Origin of the sequence: Legionella donaldsonii (assembly GCF_900452385.1) — a bacterium.
Taxonomy (GTDB): Bacteria; Pseudomonadota; Gammaproteobacteria; order Legionellales; family Legionellaceae; genus Tatlockia; species Tatlockia donaldsonii.
The window spans coordinates 210,655-227,339 of record NZ_UGOA01000001.1 but is presented as its reverse complement, the minus strand read 5'-3'; the positions used below and the strand labels follow the sequence as shown (position 1 = coordinate 227,339).

Below are 16,685 nucleotides of genomic sequence, written 5' to 3'. Positions count from 1 at the left end.
CATAAACCGCCTTTCATTTATTCACGTAAAGTCCTCAAATCAGTTACTTCTTGTGAAGAGGAAACTTTATAATGAGTTAATAATACTAAGGATAGTACACCTGCTATTAACCCCCAAAAAGCGGCCCCAATTCCCCAAAGAGATATTCCCGAAGCAGAAACAAGAAAGGTAATTAAAGCAGATTCACGTTGTTTTTCCTCTTCTAATGCAGCTTTCAAACTATTTGCAATGGTACCGAATAAAGCTAATCCTGCTATCGCTAAAACTAATTCACGGGGAAAAGCAGATAATAAGGCAACTACTGTAGCCCCAAAAATTCCACAGATAAAATAGAAAAATCCTGCGCAAACCGCTGCACGGTAGCGTTGAGTCGGCTCTTTACCTGCCTCTTCACTCATGCATATTGCAGCCGTAAAAGCAGCCAAATTAAAAGCATACCCACCAAAAGGAGCTAAAAGGAAGTTCGTAATACCTGTCCAGCTAATTAAAGGAGAAATCGGTGGATGGTAACCAGCATGATGAAGTGCGGCAACACCTGGAATATTTTGTGAAGTCATATTAACCAGAAAGAGTGGAATACCAATACTAAGTACTACCGACCATGAAAAAACTGGCATCGTAAATATTGGCGAAGAAACGGCAACATGCACATTTTGCCACTGCAATAGACCTTGACCTGCAGCATCTAATATCCCTACCAGCAAAACGATGGGAATGGTGTAGCGGGAAAAATAGCGTTTAGCAAATAGGTAGCTAATGAACATCGTGCAAATCAGCAAGAATTGCTCTTGCATAGTAATAAAAACATTCAAACCAAAGCGTAACAAAATGCCTGCCAACATTGCCGCTGTTAATGCGCGCGGCAAACGCATCAATACTCGTTCAAACCAACCCGTTACACCAGCAACAATAATGAGCAAGGCTGAAAAGATGAATGCACCAATGGCTTCAGGCATGGAAACACCCGATAACCCAGTCGTTAACAAGGCAGCGCCGGGGGTTGACCAAGCAGTTAAAATAGGCATGCGGTAATAGAGAGAGAGCCCTATACAACTAATTCCTGTTCCAACCCCAAGAGCTAAAACCCAAGAACTAATCTCCGCCGAAGTTGCTCCTGCTGTTGTCGCTGCCTGAAAAATAAGCGCAGCAGAACTGCTAAATCCGACCAGTACTGCTATAAAAGCGGCAGTGATATTGGAAAGAGAGATTTTTTTACTCATAATAAAACCCAAGTCATCATTTTTCTGAGGATTCTTGTGAGTTTGCTGATGCACACCGAGTTGCATGCGTTATAACGCACAAGGAATAGTATGGTATCATTGTGCGCTATAACGCACAATGCATCTAGGAACTAAATTTGCAAAATATAGCTCAACATATTGCCCTGACCTTAAGAAACTTACGCCAACTGCATGGTTGGAGTCTCGACAAAACGGCTCAGGAAACAGGGGTCAGTAAAGCCATGCTTGGTCAAATTGAACGCCAAGAATCCAGCCCTACCGTGGCTACCTTATGGAAAATCGCCAATGGGTTCCATACCTCTTTTTCTTCTTTTTTAGAAGAATCCCCCATTGCTAACCAAGGTCTTATTTACCGTGCAGCCAATAGGGAGAGCCTCGGCCATCATGATGAAAAAATTCGTATTACCCCGCTTTTTCCTTTTGATGAAGAGGTAAATTTTGAATTCTTTGTCATTGAGCTTTTACCTGGCTGCGAACATTTATCAACCCCACATGAAGCTGGTGTCATTGAACATGTTGTAGTCGTTAGTGGCAACATGGAAATCTTGCTAAACGGGATCTGGCAACCCTTAGAGCAGGGTGAAGCGCTACGGTTTATGGCCAATCAATCTCACGGGTACCGTAACCAGAATGAAGACAGTGTTTTTTTCCATAACATCATTCATTACCCGGCTACAAAGGTAAACTCATCGTGATAAAAATTCTTTACCGCCATCAGGAAGATCATCTTCACGGTTCCGTTAAGGTCGTGGAGAACAGGCATGAACGTAGTCCATAGCCATTTCGAAACGTCCTTCCATCAAACTTTTTAAACCCTTGGTTTGACCCATACTGAGTTTCTTGAAGGTCTCGCTATTCATTACATGACCATCACTATCTTTTAGTACCAGTGTTTCTGCCTTTGGATCTTCCGGCTTGTAGCCATTTTGCTCAGCCCACCATAATACCCCAGTATCAAAATGCATTTTTTCCCTTTCTGAAAAGGCAATACCATTCTTGGTCGCTGACGACGTTAGACGCCCTTCATCATCTACATTCACGCTAAATTTTATAGCAGGTATAGGCGTCCCTAAGCCCAATTTTCCCAGTGGTCCGGCACCCATTGTCTTCATAGCCCAGCCTGCCACTCCTTCCCAAGCAGCTTCACGAGTTTGTTTGAAAGGAACCATCTCATGAGCAAACTCTCCGGCCATATTAAGCATCCCTAAAGCGGCATAATCGCTATTCCCAATTGGATCGTAAGCCAGAGCAAGTGATAAATCCATGAGCGTATTGATGATTGAATTCATTCCAGAAACCCAATCCGCATAATTTTCCATACCTTTCTTTTGCAATACCTGTGCATTTTCAGCTACTTTTTGCCAATAGGATTTTGGCGCAGGATTACCTTGAGCATCTTTCGCATGGAAATCTTTGGCATTGGCTTCACGCCTTTCACTATTAAGTTTCGCCAATTCTGCTTTCATTTCCAGCTGTTTTATTCTTTCTTCATGGAGTATTTGCTTCCTAAGGGCACCGTCTTTCTCAATCGTTGTCATTCCTATTCCTCCTCATGGGACAAAACTTGCTCATTTTGCCATACCGGGACACCTGGAAGATCAGTTATTAATGCAAAATTTAGTTAAGAATTTGTAAAACCTATCGTCTGTTTACGCTTGCCAACAAGCACGATTATGTGTATAAAGGATCTAGAGTGCGGTAAAATTGTGCATATTAAAGACGATTTATTTCATGGTAAAAATATTGTTTACACCACAATCTGAATTATCATTTTTTCTGCCGCAGGCAAGAAAAATAGATTTTTATCATGTTGTTATTCTAAACCTCCTTCTTTGCGTTGTCTTAGTCGTCAATGTGGCCCTCGCGGCCATTTAATTACCCTTTACACATGTATTCACCACCTAAATGAAAATAAAAATCGGGGACAGACTATGCAACAATATAAATCCATCTTAGTTTATGGTTTCGCAATTTTTGCGATGTTTTTCGGCTCAGGAAATCTGGTCTTTCCACTTCAAATTGGTTACGCGGCAGGTGATTCCTGGTTCATGGGTTTCACGGGTCTATTGATAACCGGCATTTTCTTACCCCTTTTAGGTCTTTTTGTTATTAAACTATATCAGGGAAACTACCATGCATTTTTTGGTGAAGCCGGCAAACTGGCCAGTCTGTTATTACCCCTGTTTATGCTTTCCCTTCTTGGTTCTTTTGGTGTTGTCCCCCGCTGTATTACTGTTGCTTATGGTAGCTTTAGCTATTTAATGCCGCAAATCACTCTGACCTCTTTTAGTCTTGTTTTTTGTATTATCACTTTTTTCTTTTGTTTAAATGACAAAGTGATGATCAAAATATTGGGTAAATGGATGAGTCCCATCTTGCTGACGACTCTGGTTATCTTGATTACCATCGCTATTTTTAAGGCACCAGAATCCAGGGATCAAGCAACCAGAGGAGTGGCTTTTATGAATGGATTTACCACCGGTTACCAGACCATGGATTTATTCGCTGCTTTTTTCTTCTCGGCGCTTATTTTTACTCAGATACAACAATCATTGCCACAAGCCAAGACTCGTGAAATTATCTTATTTGCAGTTAAATCCTCTATTCTCGGAGCCTCTCTTTTAGCCCTTATCTATCTGGGCCTGGTATTCCTTGGCTCCCATTATTCATTTCTGATTAAGAATGTAGCACCTGAATTGATGTTGCCCAGTATTGCCCAACATGCGATGGGTAATAGTGCGACATTGTTTATGGGTGTTGCCATGTTTTTTTCCTGCTTGACTACTGCAGTTGCTTTGAATAATCTCTATGCTCGCTATCTTTGTTCACTATTTAGGCTTAGTGATAACAAATTTCCACTGCTCTTATTTATAACTACCGGCCTCTCATTTATCATTTCACTCCTTGATTTTAAAGGTATTGCTGCCTTTTTAGCTCCTCTACTTGAGATGACTTACCCGGGTGTTATCGGCTTAACCATGATGGCTATTTTGATCAAAGGGCGGCGAGCATTAAAAACCAGCCTTTTTTATATTATGACCTTGCTGATGTGTCTGCCACTGGCAATGCATTAATCCACTTTTCCTGGCCTGCCGAAAGACAGGCCTCTACTCTCATTACTTCATGTTGAATGTCTTATACTTAAATTAAGTCGCTGCAGACTCAAAGTGAACGTTGTTAATTCTTCTTAGCACGAGTAAGAAGCGAGTTGATAGGATTTACATAGCAATCCATGTATAATGTCGAATCCATGAACAGATGCTCTGCTTTTGCTTCACTGCGTAAAAGTCATGTAGCCCTCCTTTATCGTCAAACATAGGTCATTTATGATTGAACAAATTCGCAATATCGCCATCATCGCTCACGTCGATCATGGCAAAACTACTTTGGTCGACAAACTGTTACAACAAACAGGGACTCTGAATGAGCGTGCTCCTAAAGTTGAGCGCCTGATGGATTCTAACGCCCTGGAAAAAGAACGTGGTATTACTATTTTAGCCAAGAATACCTGTGTACACTGGCGTGATCATCAAATTAATATCGTCGATACACCAGGGCATGCTGATTTTGGCGGCGAGGTTGAGCGAATTCTATCGATGGTCGATAGTGTGTTGCTGTTAGTCGATGCTGTTGACGGCCCGATGCCTCAAACGCGCTTTGTAACACAAAAAGCGTTTGCCCGCGGTTTAAATCCTATTGTAGTCATCAATAAAATCGATCGCCCCGGCGCAAGGCCTCATTGGGTCATGGATCAGGTTTTTGATCTGTTTGATAATCTTGGCGCCACGGATGCCCAACTTGATTTCCCGGTTGTTTATGCCTCTGCTTTAAATGGCTATGCCAAGCTTGACCTGGATGAGGAAGCGTCGGATATGAATGCATTACTGCAAACTATTATCGATAAAGTCGCTCCGCCGAATGTAGACGCTGACGGCCCTTTCCAGATGCAAATTAGCTCGCTGGATTATTCGTCCTACGTAGGCACCATTGGTATCGGCCGCATTACGCGGGGTCAGATTAAAGCCAAATCGCCTGTTAAAATTATTGATAAAGACGGTAACGTCCGTAGTGGCCGCTTATTGCAATTACTTGGTTTCAAAGGGCTTGAGCGAGTTGAAGTGGAGCAAGCAAGAGCAGGCGATATTATTGCTGTGACCGGTATTGAACAACTTAATATCTCTGATACGCTTTGCGACCCCAACCACGTTGAAGCCTTGCCTGCATTGACAGTTGATGAACCCACAATCAGTATGACCTTTCAGATTAACGATTCACCCTTCGCCGGGCAAGAAGGCAAATTTGTTACAAGTCGTAAAGTGCGTGAACGTTTACAAACTGAACTCCTCCATAATGTGGCTTTACGCGTCGAAGATACTGAAGATCCAGATAAGTTCAGAGTTTCGGGTCGTGGAGAATTACATTTATCAATTCTCATTGAAAATATGCGGCGTGAAGGTTTTGAATTGGCTATCTGTAAACCAGAAGTCATTCTCCGTGAAGAAAACGGCGAACAGCAAGAACCCTATGAGCGCCTGACAGTTGATGTGGAAGAAAATCATCAGGGCAGTATTATGGAAAAACTGGGCGAACGCCGTGGCGAGCTGCAAAACATGGTTCCTGATGGAAAAGGGCGTGTACGACTCGATTATCTTATTCCAACACGCGGCCTGATAGGTTTCCATACCGAATTTTTGTCCAGTACGTCAGGTACAGGATTAATGTATCATGTTTATGATCATTACGGCCCTGCTATTCGTGGACGAATTGGAAAACGCATCAATGGTGTTTTGATTGCCAATTGCCAAGGTACTGCACGTGCCTTTGCGTTATTCAATTTACAGGATCGTGGCCGTTTGTTTATCGAACCTCAAGCTGTTTGTTATGAAGGAATGATTGTTGGCATTCATGCCCGTGATAATGATCTGGTTGTGAATGTTACTAAAGAAAAACAACTGACCAATATCCGTGCCTCAGGTAGTGATGAAAATATTATCCTGACGCCAGCAATTAAACTGACTCTGGAACAGGCTTTAGAATTCATCGATGATGACGAGCTGGTTGAAGTTACACCCCAATCGATTCGTCTACGTAAAAAAGCCTTGAAGGAGCACGAACGTAAACGTGCTTCACGTGCTTCCAGTGAAGATTAATACTCCTCCCCCGCTTGCCATACGCAAGCGGGATTTCTCTTCTTATACACCGCATTCATATAGCCATTTTTTTGAATGGGAAAAAATGGTATTGTAAAAAACATTCTACAATCCTCCACGCTATTACTAATCTAAGCAGCAGAATATGAAACAACGATTCAAACGAGTTATTTTGTATGCACGACAACATCGAGCCAATCAAGGGGTTAATGAAAGCCTACACCGTTTGGTTGATTTTTTACAAAGCCAGCAAGTGACTGCCTTTCTTGATATTGATACCGCATCGCATTTCGATATCAATTTGCCAACCCTTCCCCGTGAGGCCATGGGTGACAAGGAGGATTTAATCGTCGTCGTAGGCGGCGATGGCAGTCTGCTATCTGCCGCACGCATGGCAATTAAGGTCAATGTTCCGGTAATAGGCATTAATCGTGGCCGTTTGGGCTTTTTAACTGATATTTCACCCAATAACATAGAACACCATCTTAGCGCCGTATTGACTGGTAAGTACGAAGAAGAACTACGCTTTTTATTACATACCCGTATTCATGACGGTGAAAAGATTTATTTCCAAGGCGATGCCTTGAACGATGTCGTATTAGGTCGTGGTAATGAGACCCATCTGATTGAATTTGACGTGTTCATCAATCAACAATTTGTCAGTCGTTATCGTTCAGACGGTATGATTCTAGCTACCCCGACTGGTTCCACCGCCTATGCTTTATCAGCTGGCGGCCCCATTATGCATCCACAACTTAATGCCATTGTCCTGGTACCCATGTTTTCGCATAGCTTAAGTTCACGACCCGTCGTTGTTGATGGTCAGGTGAAAATTGATTTAAAAATCAGTGAGCGTAATGAAAGCGATTTACGCATTAGCTGTGACGGCCATGAATCTCGACTAGTAAAACCCGGACAATTAGTTTCTATCGAAAAAAATGCTCAGCAACTGCGTTTATTACATCCTCGAGATTACCATTATTACGATACATTACGAGTTAAACTAGGTTGGGAAGCCAAACACCAGGATAAATCATGCTGACTACCTTACGCATTGAAAATTTTGCCATAGTTAAACAATTGGAGCTTGATTTTGCAAATGGAATGACCGCTTTTACCGGTGAAACGGGGGCTGGTAAATCCATCATGATTGACGCGCTTATGCTGGCTTTAGGTGGCCGTGCTGACGCCTCCGTTATCCGTACTGGCGAAGAAAAATGCGATATAAGCGCCTGCTTTCATTTTGAAGCAGACTCGGAGCCTGCTCGTTGGCTTACAGAGCAGGATATCAGTTGTGATGAAGGTATTATCATGCTTCGCCGGGTTCTATATAGCGAAGGACGTTCTAAATCTTATATTAATGGCCAACCTTTTCCCTTACAGAAGGTCAAAGAATTAAGTGAAATGCTTGTACATATTCACGGACAACATCAACATCAAACGCTCATGCACCATCAAACCCATCGAGAACAGTTGGATCAATATGCTGGTCACAGCACGTTAGTCACAGAAGTCAATAAACTCTATAAACAGTGTCAAAAAACAAAGCAAGAACTAGACAGCTTGCAAAATCGAGAGCTGCAAAGTGATAAAATCAATTTGTTACAATTTCAAATTGAGGAGTTAACAGAACTCGCCTTGCATGAGAATGAAATGCAGACTTTGCATGAAGAGCATCAATTGTTACATCACGCGCAGGATTACTTACAACGTACACAGCAAATTTCCCATCTACTCAGCGCAGATAATGAGCCCAATATCTGCCAGGGACTTAATCAAATCATGCAATTACTGCATGAATTACCACAGGAAAAAGCTCAAATTAGGAATGCTTGTGAATTAGTTAACAGCGCTCTGATTCAATGCGAAGAAGCATTCGATGAAATAAAGCATTTTTCAGAACAGGTACAATTAGACCCCGAACGGTTACAGGAAGTAGAAACAAGAATTAGCGCGTTACACCAGGCGGCACGCAAATATCATGTTGATGCCAATCAATTACCCGAGCATGCCCAGGCGTTACAAAAAGAATTAGAGCAATTACAAAATTCTGAAAACAGGGCTCATTATTTACAACAACAGTATCAGCAACAAATCCAAGTCTTTGAATCCGCTGCTCAAACACTTAGAAAGTCACGGCAGTTACACGCAGTAAAACTAGCCCAGGAAATAACCGCCTGTATTCAACAACTAGGCATGCCTAAAGGCTATATAGAAATTGAATTTACTGCTTTGGAAAAAATGCAGCCACATGGTTTAGATAAAGTGGAGTACAAGGTTTGTACCAATCCTGGTATGGTGCCAGAGGCTTTGGTAAAAATAGCTTCTGGCGGTGAGCTTTCACGAATAAGCCTTGCCATTCAGATGATTACCGCACAACGTGGCTCTACTCCTACCCTTCTTTTCGACGAAGTGGATGTAGGAATAGGCGGTGCTACAGCTGCTTTGGTGGGACAATTATTACGCAAACTGGGTGAGCGCCTCCAAGTGTTTTGTGTTACTCATCAAGCACAGGTTGCTTCTTGCGCACATCATCATTTTGTTGTTGAAAAACACAGCGATAGTAATCAAACATACTCACAGATAATACCTCTGACTGTTGCAGAAAAAGTTGATGAAATAGCCCGTATGCTAGGTGGTTTGACCATCACCGAGCAGACACGTTCACATGCCAAGGAGCTGTTAGTACAAAACCACTAGACTTCTTTATTGATATTTCTAAATGCTGCTGTATTGCCGTATTCCAGCGCGCCATATAGATACTGAGGCGTCTATTAATAACAGAGTAGAGCTCGTATCCGATTTGTATAGGCACCTAGAGCGCTTTCATTCACCATAAATTCTTTCAGTGGCGTTTCTATATTAAAATAAAGGATATTTGCCAAAAATCCATAGCAGCAAGCATCAATAGTATGGAATTTCGAGCCAAAGAAAAAATCATTATGGGCCAGCATTCGATCGATACTTTTTAAATTATCAATACCAGCTTGATAAATTTCTTCTGTTTTATAGCGGCCAATGCCTTGGTAATGATACTTTTGAATGTTGTAATTTCTTGTCTTTTCCAAAGAATTTTCAGCCAATTGCGGAAATTGGCGTAAAAATTCCGCTTTAAACAAGGGCCAAAACCGTTCATCTTGCCAACGAGAGTATGACATCACCCAGTATAAGTGATTATCCAAAAGCCTTGTCACCAGAAAATGTAGATTTTTCTGAGTTGGATTCAAATTGCTATCGAAAGTGAGCTTATATTTTTTAGTCAAATATTGAATGATCCGATTGCTGTCTGTAATCATTTCACCATCATCAAGAATATAGGGTAATTGTCCTCGAGGCGCATCCTTGGTATCAAGAATATGTTCCAGTTGATAATTAATTTTTGCCAGTCTTAGAAAGGTATCAACCTTGAGGCCAAAGGGATTATTATCAGGTAAACCAAATAACTCCGGATAGGAATAGAGAATTAGCATGTGAAATCCTTTTTCTTCGGCCCTATTAAACTGTATGGCCATCAAATGGTTCGCTGCGATAAATTCTTAGCGCCATAATAACCATGACAGCATTATAAACAACATTAATACCTACATAACAAATAATAGCCCCTGTCAAATCTAACCAAGGAATCAGAATAAGGCATGAAATAAATTGAAATAACAAAATAGACATCGTCAATTTTGCCCCTACCACGCTGCCTTTATGCGAATACTCTATCATTTTGGACAAAGGCATTGAAACCGCATAGGTCATAACATTTATTAGACAAATATAAGTATAGGGTAATGCATTAATAAAATTTGATTTGTACAACAAAAGAATGGGTTTGGCAAAGAAAGCCATAATGATGACGATAACAAGCGAGGTGACAAAGCAAATCACCAAATATTTCTTTATTGTTCGTTTGAGTATCATTCTACTTTGCGCAAAAGCCGCAGAAATATCTGGACCAATTAAAATACCAATTGGACCTATAGCAATAAAAGCTAATGAAATAATCGAGGTAACTGCCGAAAATAGTCCCGCGGAATGTTCATGATGTCCTAGCCATTCAATCACCAGTAAAGGAATCGCTGTGAAAATATACCTATTTAAATTTTGTATAGTGTATCCATACATCTTTTCCTTCCATATAGGCTGCTTATGTAGATCGACAGTGACATGACTCCTATACAGTTGGATTTTTGTTCGCTGCTGAATAAAAACTGAGATAAGCAAGATAAAAGCGTAACTTAAAATAAAACCAATCAGCATGACATGCGGAAAGTAATGAGCATCTTGATGAAAAAAAACCGGGTAAAGGTAAAAGTAAGTCAATAAACTCAAGAGAAAATAAATGATTGTTTGACATAAACTCAAGATTACCGCCGTACGCATATAATCGATGGCACGGAAAAACTGGATGAAAATATTATATAAGGACAGTGCAACTGTACCCCATAAAAAAAGTAAAAAAGGATGCGTAATCTCAAAAAAATCCAATGTTGTTAACGCTTGACCGAGTCCTATAAGGGCTAAACTTAATAACAACCCTGAGACAAATAAGGTCAAATAAATGGGTTTTAGAAACCCTCTCATGGAAACCGTTAATCGAATAATTTCACCGTACCTCTTCTTTACATAAAATTTAGGTACGTAATAAGCTATAATTGAATCAATGCCAAAAGTAATGATGGTTGCCAATAGCCATAGAGCATTCGTTGCAACCGTAAAATCTCCAAATAACTCTTCCCCGGCGTGTCTTGCGACCAACATATTAACGATAAAAAGCATAAATTGATCAGCAATCACTATCAATAAATTAAGTGCAAAAACCATAAATATCGAAATTCCTTCATCATGCGATAATTATAATCAACCTACTGCCCCCATTCATGAGAGCCGATTCCATTTGGAAAGCAAAATGCACGCCGGAATTGTTTTAATTGTCTTCCCTAATGAGTGGGATTATTTAATTTTCTTATCATTTTCACATTCTTTGCTTCTTTATGCCAAAATTTAACTATAAGCCAAAACACAGTCTATAGATTACTGCCATACTTGAATTATGGCTGCCAGACACGCAAGCAATACAGCTATATTAAAATTTGAATTTAGATGCCTCATTGCTGATAAGGAGTTAGTGAATGGTTGGTCTTATGCAAAAAATTTTAATACAAATGATTGCCGACCTCGCAGGAGAGGAAGGAATTCGCCAAGTAAAAGCCCTTGCGAAAGTACCCAATGACAGAGAGTTTCAAATGAATACGGTCTATTCTGATGAAGAATGGCAACGCTTGTTTGATGCTGCTCTGCAAATCTTAAAAATAACTCCGGAACAGGCCTATCAAACTTACGCGAATTATTTCGGTGAGGATGCCATTAAACGCTTCCCCACCTGGTTTCGAATGTCGAAAAATTCTTATGAATTTTTATCCATACAACCAACGATTCATAATTGCTTTGCTACAAGCATGGTGGATGTAGAATCTCGCCGGGCTATCAATGATAAATTCAGAGTAGAACAACTCCCCAATCAACTTATCACTCATTATCGTTCTCCTAATAAACTTTGCGGCTTGTATAAGACCTTAGCCCTGTGGGTAATTAATTATTATCAAGATGAAACCACTATAACAGAGAAAAAATGTCTAAAATTAGGAGATGATGAGTGTGAAATTCACATTCGGTGGACAAAGCTAGGAACTTGAGTCTATGGCAAAACAAACATTCTCCACATTACAAAAGAACATTGAAGAAATAGCAGATCAACTTTGCCTGGCGGTAAAAGGAGACTTTGATTTTACGATTAAGATCGACAGCCAAGAAGAAAGCATTCAAAAACTAACGATGCTGGTTAATTTTCTTGTTGATACAGCACGCCGTGCCCTGATTGATACACGGGATAAAAATTATAAACTAATGGAAGTAGACCGCTTAAAATCTGAATTTATCACCAATATAAGTCATGAATTACGTACTCCTTTAACACTCATTTTAAGTCCGCTTAAAACTATTCTGTTAAATGAGGGGAATTCACTCCCTGCTGAAGTAACAAAAAATTTATACCGTATGCAACGCAATGCTGTCCGGCTTTATATATTGGTCAATAACTTGCTGGATTTTACCAAACTTGAGGCAAATAAATTTGAATTATACGAAGAACCGGTAGATTTAAATCAGTTCATCGCGCAATTAATTGATGATATCCAGGGCTTGGCTCAGGAACGTAAAATTAGCCTCCAATTCTTTCCTGCTCCGGCAATTAAACAAGTCTTATTGGACAAAAAAATAATTGAAAAAATTGTCTTCAATTTATTAAGTAATGCTCTTAAATTCACTTCGCCAGGAGGGGAGATTAAGGTAACCCTTCAACGCAGTAAAAAAACGATTGACCTTCTGGTTACTGATACCGGAGCAGGCATTCCTCAAGCTCAAATCCCATTTGTTTTTGAACGCTTCCATCAAGTTGACTCGTCAAGTACCAGAGCTTATGAAGGAAGTGGCATTGGTTTGACCTTGGTTAAACAATTTGTTGAGTTAATGCAAGGAAATATCCGAGTTGACAGTATGGTAGGTAAAGGCTCTTCTTTTCATATCAGCCTGCCAGAACGTACTGCCCAAGCACCACCTGCCTCGACTAAATCAGACGCCATAGCCTCCTCGACACCGCATAACTTTAAGGTTGATTTTACTCTTCTGGCAACTCCTGAGCAGGGCATTGCTTCCTTACCTGCTAAAACGTCTCCAAAAAAAGAGCGTCCCTTTATTGTCATTGCAGATGATAATCGCGATATCCGTCATTATATAACGTCTTTACTTGAGAATAATTTTGACGTGATTGCAGTTGAGAACGGCAAATTGGCACTCGATGCGGTTCATCAATATAAACCACATGTTATTCTTTCTGACATCATGATGCCGCTTATTGACGGCTACCAACTGACTAAACTTCTTAAAGAAGATCCCTCTACTACCCATATACCTATTATTTTAATTACGGCTAAAGCAGGTAATGAAGCTGTCGTTAGCAGCTTAGGTGCAGGAGCAGATGATTATTTATCAAAACCCTTTGAACCGGAAGAATTGATCGCTCGCACCACTGCCGCATGCAACCATTATCAGACTTATCTGCAAAATTGTGATCTAAATTCGCAATTAATTACCCTGGCACGACAAGCGGGCATGACAGAGCTCGCGACATCCATTTTACATAATATTGGCAATGTGCTTAATACCGTCAATGTTTCTATAGACCTGGTTAAGGAAATGATCAATAAACCTTATGTACCTCATTTGACTGCTGTTTCTACTATGTTAAAAGAAAACATTACCAATCTTGCGTACTATCTGAACGAAGATGAAAAAGGAAAAATCTTGCCTGATTATTTGATAGCCCTTGTTACAAAAATCACTACCGAATACGATAAGATTGATAAAGAAATCACGTGCTTGGCTGAACAAGTCCATCATATCGGTGATATAGTCACCATGCAGGAGTCCATTAGCGGGGTTTCAGGCATTGCGGAAAAATTACTCCTTCCGGAGATTGTGAATACCGCAATTTCCATGTGCAAAAATGCTATTGAAAAACAAGATATTACTATTCATCAAGAAGTGGAACATCACTGCGAACTCATGAGTGACAAAGCCAAACTATTACAAATCATTATCAATTTAATTCAAAATGCCAAAGATGCCTTAACCGATCCTAAACATCATGTACTGAATAAAACCATCAAAATTAAGATAAGACTTAATCCAATGACTAATCAGGCAGAGCTCATCATTAGTGATAATGGAATTGGTATCACCGCTGAAAATCTGCGCAAAATTTTTACCTTTGGTTTTACTACAAAATCTCATGGCCATGGTTTTGGCCTACATGCCAGTGCCCTGGCAGCAAAAGAATTAGGAGGAACCTTGCTAGTCAAAAGTAAAGGATTTGGGCAGGGCGCCGAATTTACTTTAGCGGTTCCTTTAAAGCAGCTTTCCGGGAGATTTCTGAATGACGATAGCTACAAAGGATATGAAAATTCTCATTATTGATGATAATCCGGCTATTCATTCGGATTTCATCAAAATCTTGTCAACTAAAAATAGCGCAGAAAATGTAGAGGACGCTGCATTAGACTCGTTCGAAAAACAAATGTTTGGTCTCCAAAAGAAACCTGAATCCAGCCTGCCTAAATTCCGCATTGTAACCGCTACACAGGGGCAAGATGGTGTAGCAAAAATTGCCGAAGCGCTCCATGATAATGATCCGTACGCACTGGCTTTTGTTGATATCAGGATGCCGCCTGGTTGGGATGGGATAGAGACAACAAAAAAAATTTGGCAGCTTGACCCGAATATTCAAATAGTCATTTGTACTGCTTATTCAGACTATACTTGGGAAGAAACGATTCAACAGCTAGGACAACGTGAAAATTTACTTATCTTAAAAAAACCCTTCGATAGCATTGCAGTACGGCAATTATCCTGCGCCCTGACCAAGAAGTGGCAACTTCTGCAAGAATCCCGCGATTATACTAAATTACTGGAGACCCAAGTTAAAGAACGTACTCAATCCCTGCAAGAATCCCTTTCTGTTACCAGGGGAACACTTGAAGCCTCTGCTGATGGCATTTTAGTAATGAATAATACCAATAGTCTTATTGATTATAATAAAAATCTGATGCATATGTTTCATATTCCCAAAACCATGATGGCAAAAAACGATGCCAATGCACTTTTACACTATATTGCTGGGCAAATGGAAAATTCCCATGCTTTTTTAAAAATCACCCAGCACTTGGCAAGTAAGAAAAATAACACGGCAACAAACACTCTCAGGTATAACAAAAATCAGGTTGTTGAAATCTATACCCAACCCTATAAAATTGCCGATAAAATAACAGGCCGTATTTGGTGTTTCCGTGATATTACCAAACGCGCCCAGCTAGAAGCACAGTTGCAGTACCAGGCTACTCATGATGCTTTAACCCAATTACCCAATCGTATTCTTTTAGCAGAACGACTAACCCAAACTATTTCCTGTGCCCGACGCAATAAAACAATGTTTTGTTTTCTTTTCTTCGATCTCGACCGCTTTAAATTAATCAATGACAGTTTTAGTCATATTGCAGGTGACAAATTATTACAAGAAGCAGCCAAACGCCTGCAAAAAGTGATGCGGAAAGAGGATATCTTAGCGCGTCTTGGTGGGGACGAATTTGTTGCCCTATTGGAATCCTTAGCTAATGACACCCAGGCGGGGAAAATTGCCAACAAGCTGTTACAGGTTTTCAATAAACCCTTTATAGTTAATGGACAGGAAATTCTAGTAACACCAAGTATTGGTATTGCTGTCTTTCCGCAAGATGGTCAAACTTTTGAAGAGTTATTACGTAGTGCTGATATTGCAATGTATAACGCAAAAGAGCAAGGTGGAAATCAATTTCAATATTATTCTGCAAATCTCGGTGAGAAAAGTGCAGCACGCTTGCAATTAGAATCTGACTTGCATCGCGCGATTGAGAATAAAGAATTCTTTTTATGCTATCAGCCCCAACTCGATTTGGCTACGCAGAAACTCGTATCAGCCGAAGCACTCATTCGCTGGCACCATCCAGAAAAAGGTATTCTTCTTCCCATTAATTTTATCCCTCTGGCAGAGGAAACCGGCTTAATTCTTCCCATTGGTGAATGGGTTCTACGGGAGGCTTGCAAGCAAAATAAGCGATGGCAGGAATTAGGATTCCCCAAAATCCGCATAGCAGTCAATATAGCGAGCAAACAACTAAAACAACCTAATTTGGCCGACATCATTAAAACGATACTATTAGAAACCGGTTTAGAGCCTCAATATCTCGAACTTGAAATCACCGAAAATGTCATTTTAACAGGAGGCGAAATCAATCCTATTTTTGCTCAATTAAAGAAATTAGGTGTCCATTTCGCTCTGGATGATTTCGGAGCTGGTTACACGCTCTTAAATCACCTTAAAATATACCCTATTGATCGGATAAAAATCGATCCATCCTATATTAATAATATCAATGTTAATCACGCGGATGAGGTCATCATACAGGCCATTATTACTCTGGCAAAAAATCTAAAGTTGGATGTTATTGCTGAAGGAGTAGAATCTAAAGAGCAACTTGAATTTTTACAGTCTCATCATTGCAATGAAATTCAAGGCCATTATTTTTGTGAGCCTTTGGCAGCACAAGATTTTGAGCAATTTCTCCAGTTCCCCGGGCTCGTAAATGCCTCAAAAAAACCAGCTAAACTTGACAATAAAAACTAGTAATTAAAACGGCTTATTATGAAATAATAA

Annotated in this window: 12 protein-coding genes; 8 read left to right on the top strand and 4 right to left on the bottom strand. The window is 40.3% G+C overall.

All coding sequences use genetic code 11. From position 1 onward, the window contains the following. Positions 1-17: 17 nt before the first annotated feature. A complete protein-coding gene (locus DYC89_RS01050; RefSeq protein ID WP_115222611.1) occupies positions 18-1,220 on the bottom strand; it encodes a benzoate/H(+) symporter BenE family transporter in 1,203 nt (400 codons plus the stop codon). A 137-nt stretch (positions 1,221-1,357) separates the two neighbouring features. Between DYC89_RS01050 and DYC89_RS01045 the strand changes: the two genes are divergently transcribed. Beyond that, entirely contained in the window at positions 1,358-1,936 is a 579-nt protein-coding gene (locus DYC89_RS01045) for a helix-turn-helix domain-containing protein (RefSeq protein ID WP_115220121.1), read from the top strand. A 45-nt stretch (positions 1,937-1,981) separates the two neighbouring features. Here DYC89_RS01045 and DYC89_RS01040 read toward each other — a convergent pair whose 3' ends face one another. Beyond that, positions 1,982-2,779 carry a hypothetical protein gene (locus DYC89_RS01040; RefSeq protein ID WP_115220120.1) on the bottom strand — a complete coding sequence of 266 codons (798 nt, stop codon included), beginning with the start codon at positions 2,777-2,779 and terminating at the stop codon, positions 1,982-1,984. Positions 2,780-3,172: 393 nt separating this feature from the next. Between DYC89_RS01040 and DYC89_RS01035 the strand changes: the two genes are divergently transcribed. From DYC89_RS01035 to recN, 4 genes are all read left to right on the top strand, one after another. After that, positions 3,173-4,315: a branched-chain amino acid transport system II carrier protein gene (locus DYC89_RS01035; RefSeq protein ID WP_115220119.1), complete on the top strand. Its 1,143-nt coding sequence runs from the start codon at positions 3,173-3,175 to the stop codon at positions 4,313-4,315. 252 nt (positions 4,316-4,567) lie between these two features. Then, positions 4,568-6,391: a translational GTPase TypA gene (typA, locus tag DYC89_RS01030; RefSeq protein WP_115220118.1), complete on the top strand. Its 1,824-nt coding sequence runs from the start codon at positions 4,568-4,570 to the stop codon at positions 6,389-6,391. Positions 6,392-6,536: 145 nt separating this feature from the next. Then, complete coding sequence (locus tag DYC89_RS01025) at positions 6,537-7,433, top strand: NAD(+) kinase (RefSeq protein WP_115220117.1); 897 nt, start codon at positions 6,537-6,539, stop codon at positions 7,431-7,433. Beyond that, complete coding sequence (gene recN, locus DYC89_RS01020; protein ID WP_115220116.1) at positions 7,427-9,091, top strand: DNA repair protein RecN; 1,665 nt, start codon at positions 7,427-7,429, stop codon at positions 9,089-9,091. The genes DYC89_RS01025 and recN overlap by 7 nt, the downstream gene beginning before the upstream one ends. A 74-nt stretch (positions 9,092-9,165) precedes the next feature. On the opposite strand, the gene DYC89_RS01015 is transcribed toward recN, so the two are convergent. Both DYC89_RS01015 and DYC89_RS01010 read right to left on the bottom strand, forming a co-directional pair. Next, positions 9,166-9,861, bottom strand: coding sequence for a glutathione S-transferase family protein (locus tag DYC89_RS01015; RefSeq protein WP_115220115.1), 696 nt, complete (start codon positions 9,859-9,861; stop codon positions 9,166-9,168). Between the two features lie 25 nt (positions 9,862-9,886). After that, a complete protein-coding gene (locus tag DYC89_RS01010; RefSeq protein WP_115220114.1) occupies positions 9,887-11,203 on the bottom strand; it encodes a hypothetical protein in 1,317 nt (438 codons plus the stop codon). 308 nt (positions 11,204-11,511) lie between these two features. Between DYC89_RS01010 and DYC89_RS01005 the strand changes: the two genes are divergently transcribed. Genes DYC89_RS01005 through DYC89_RS00995 form a run of 3 tightly spaced genes read left to right on the top strand, consistent with a single transcriptional unit; the run spans position 11,512 to position 16,655 of the window. Beyond that, positions 11,512-12,075: a heme NO-binding domain-containing protein gene (locus DYC89_RS01005; RefSeq protein WP_115220113.1), complete on the top strand. Its 564-nt coding sequence runs from the start codon at positions 11,512-11,514 to the stop codon at positions 12,073-12,075. A gap of 4 nt (positions 12,076-12,079) precedes the next feature. Further along, complete coding sequence (locus DYC89_RS01000) at positions 12,080-14,413, top strand: ATP-binding protein (RefSeq protein WP_115220112.1); 2,334 nt, start codon at positions 12,080-12,082, stop codon at positions 14,411-14,413. Beyond that, entirely contained in the window at positions 14,373-16,655 is a 2,283-nt protein-coding gene (locus tag DYC89_RS00995) for an EAL domain-containing protein (protein WP_245953919.1), read from the top strand. The genes DYC89_RS01000 and DYC89_RS00995 overlap by 41 nt, the downstream gene beginning before the upstream one ends. Positions 16,656-16,685 lie beyond the last annotated feature (30 nt).

Excerpts from the sequence above, each read along its gene's own strand:
- DYC89_RS00995 (WP_245953919.1), top strand. The coding sequence starts at position 14,373 with ATGACGATAGCTACAAAGGATATGAAAATTCTCATTATTGATGATAAT.
- recN (WP_115220116.1), top strand. The coding sequence starts at position 7,427 with ATGCTGACTACCTTACGCATTGAAAATTTTGCCATAGTTAAACAATTG.
- DYC89_RS01000 (WP_115220112.1), top strand. The coding sequence starts at position 12,080 with ATGGCAAAACAAACATTCTCCACATTACAAAAGAACATTGAAGAAATA.
- DYC89_RS01035 (WP_115220119.1), top strand. The coding sequence starts at position 3,173 with ATGCAACAATATAAATCCATCTTAGTTTATGGTTTCGCAATTTTTGCG.
- DYC89_RS01010 (WP_115220114.1), bottom strand. The coding sequence starts at position 11,203 with ATGGTTTTTGCACTTAATTTATTGATAGTGATTGCTGATCAATTTATG.
- DYC89_RS01050 (WP_115222611.1), bottom strand. The coding sequence starts at position 1,220 with ATGAGTAAAAAAATCTCTCTTTCCAATATCACTGCCGCTTTTATAGCA.
- DYC89_RS01015 (WP_115220115.1), bottom strand. The coding sequence starts at position 9,861 with ATGCTAATTCTCTATTCCTATCCGGAGTTATTTGGTTTACCTGATAAT.
- DYC89_RS01040 (WP_115220120.1), bottom strand. The coding sequence starts at position 2,779 with ATGACAACGATTGAGAAAGACGGTGCCCTTAGGAAGCAAATACTCCAT.
- DYC89_RS01025 (WP_115220117.1), top strand. The coding sequence starts at position 6,537 with ATGAAACAACGATTCAAACGAGTTATTTTGTATGCACGACAACATCGA.
- DYC89_RS01005 (WP_115220113.1), top strand. The coding sequence starts at position 11,512 with ATGGTTGGTCTTATGCAAAAAATTTTAATACAAATGATTGCCGACCTC.
- typA (WP_115220118.1), top strand. The coding sequence starts at position 4,568 with ATGATTGAACAAATTCGCAATATCGCCATCATCGCTCACGTCGATCAT.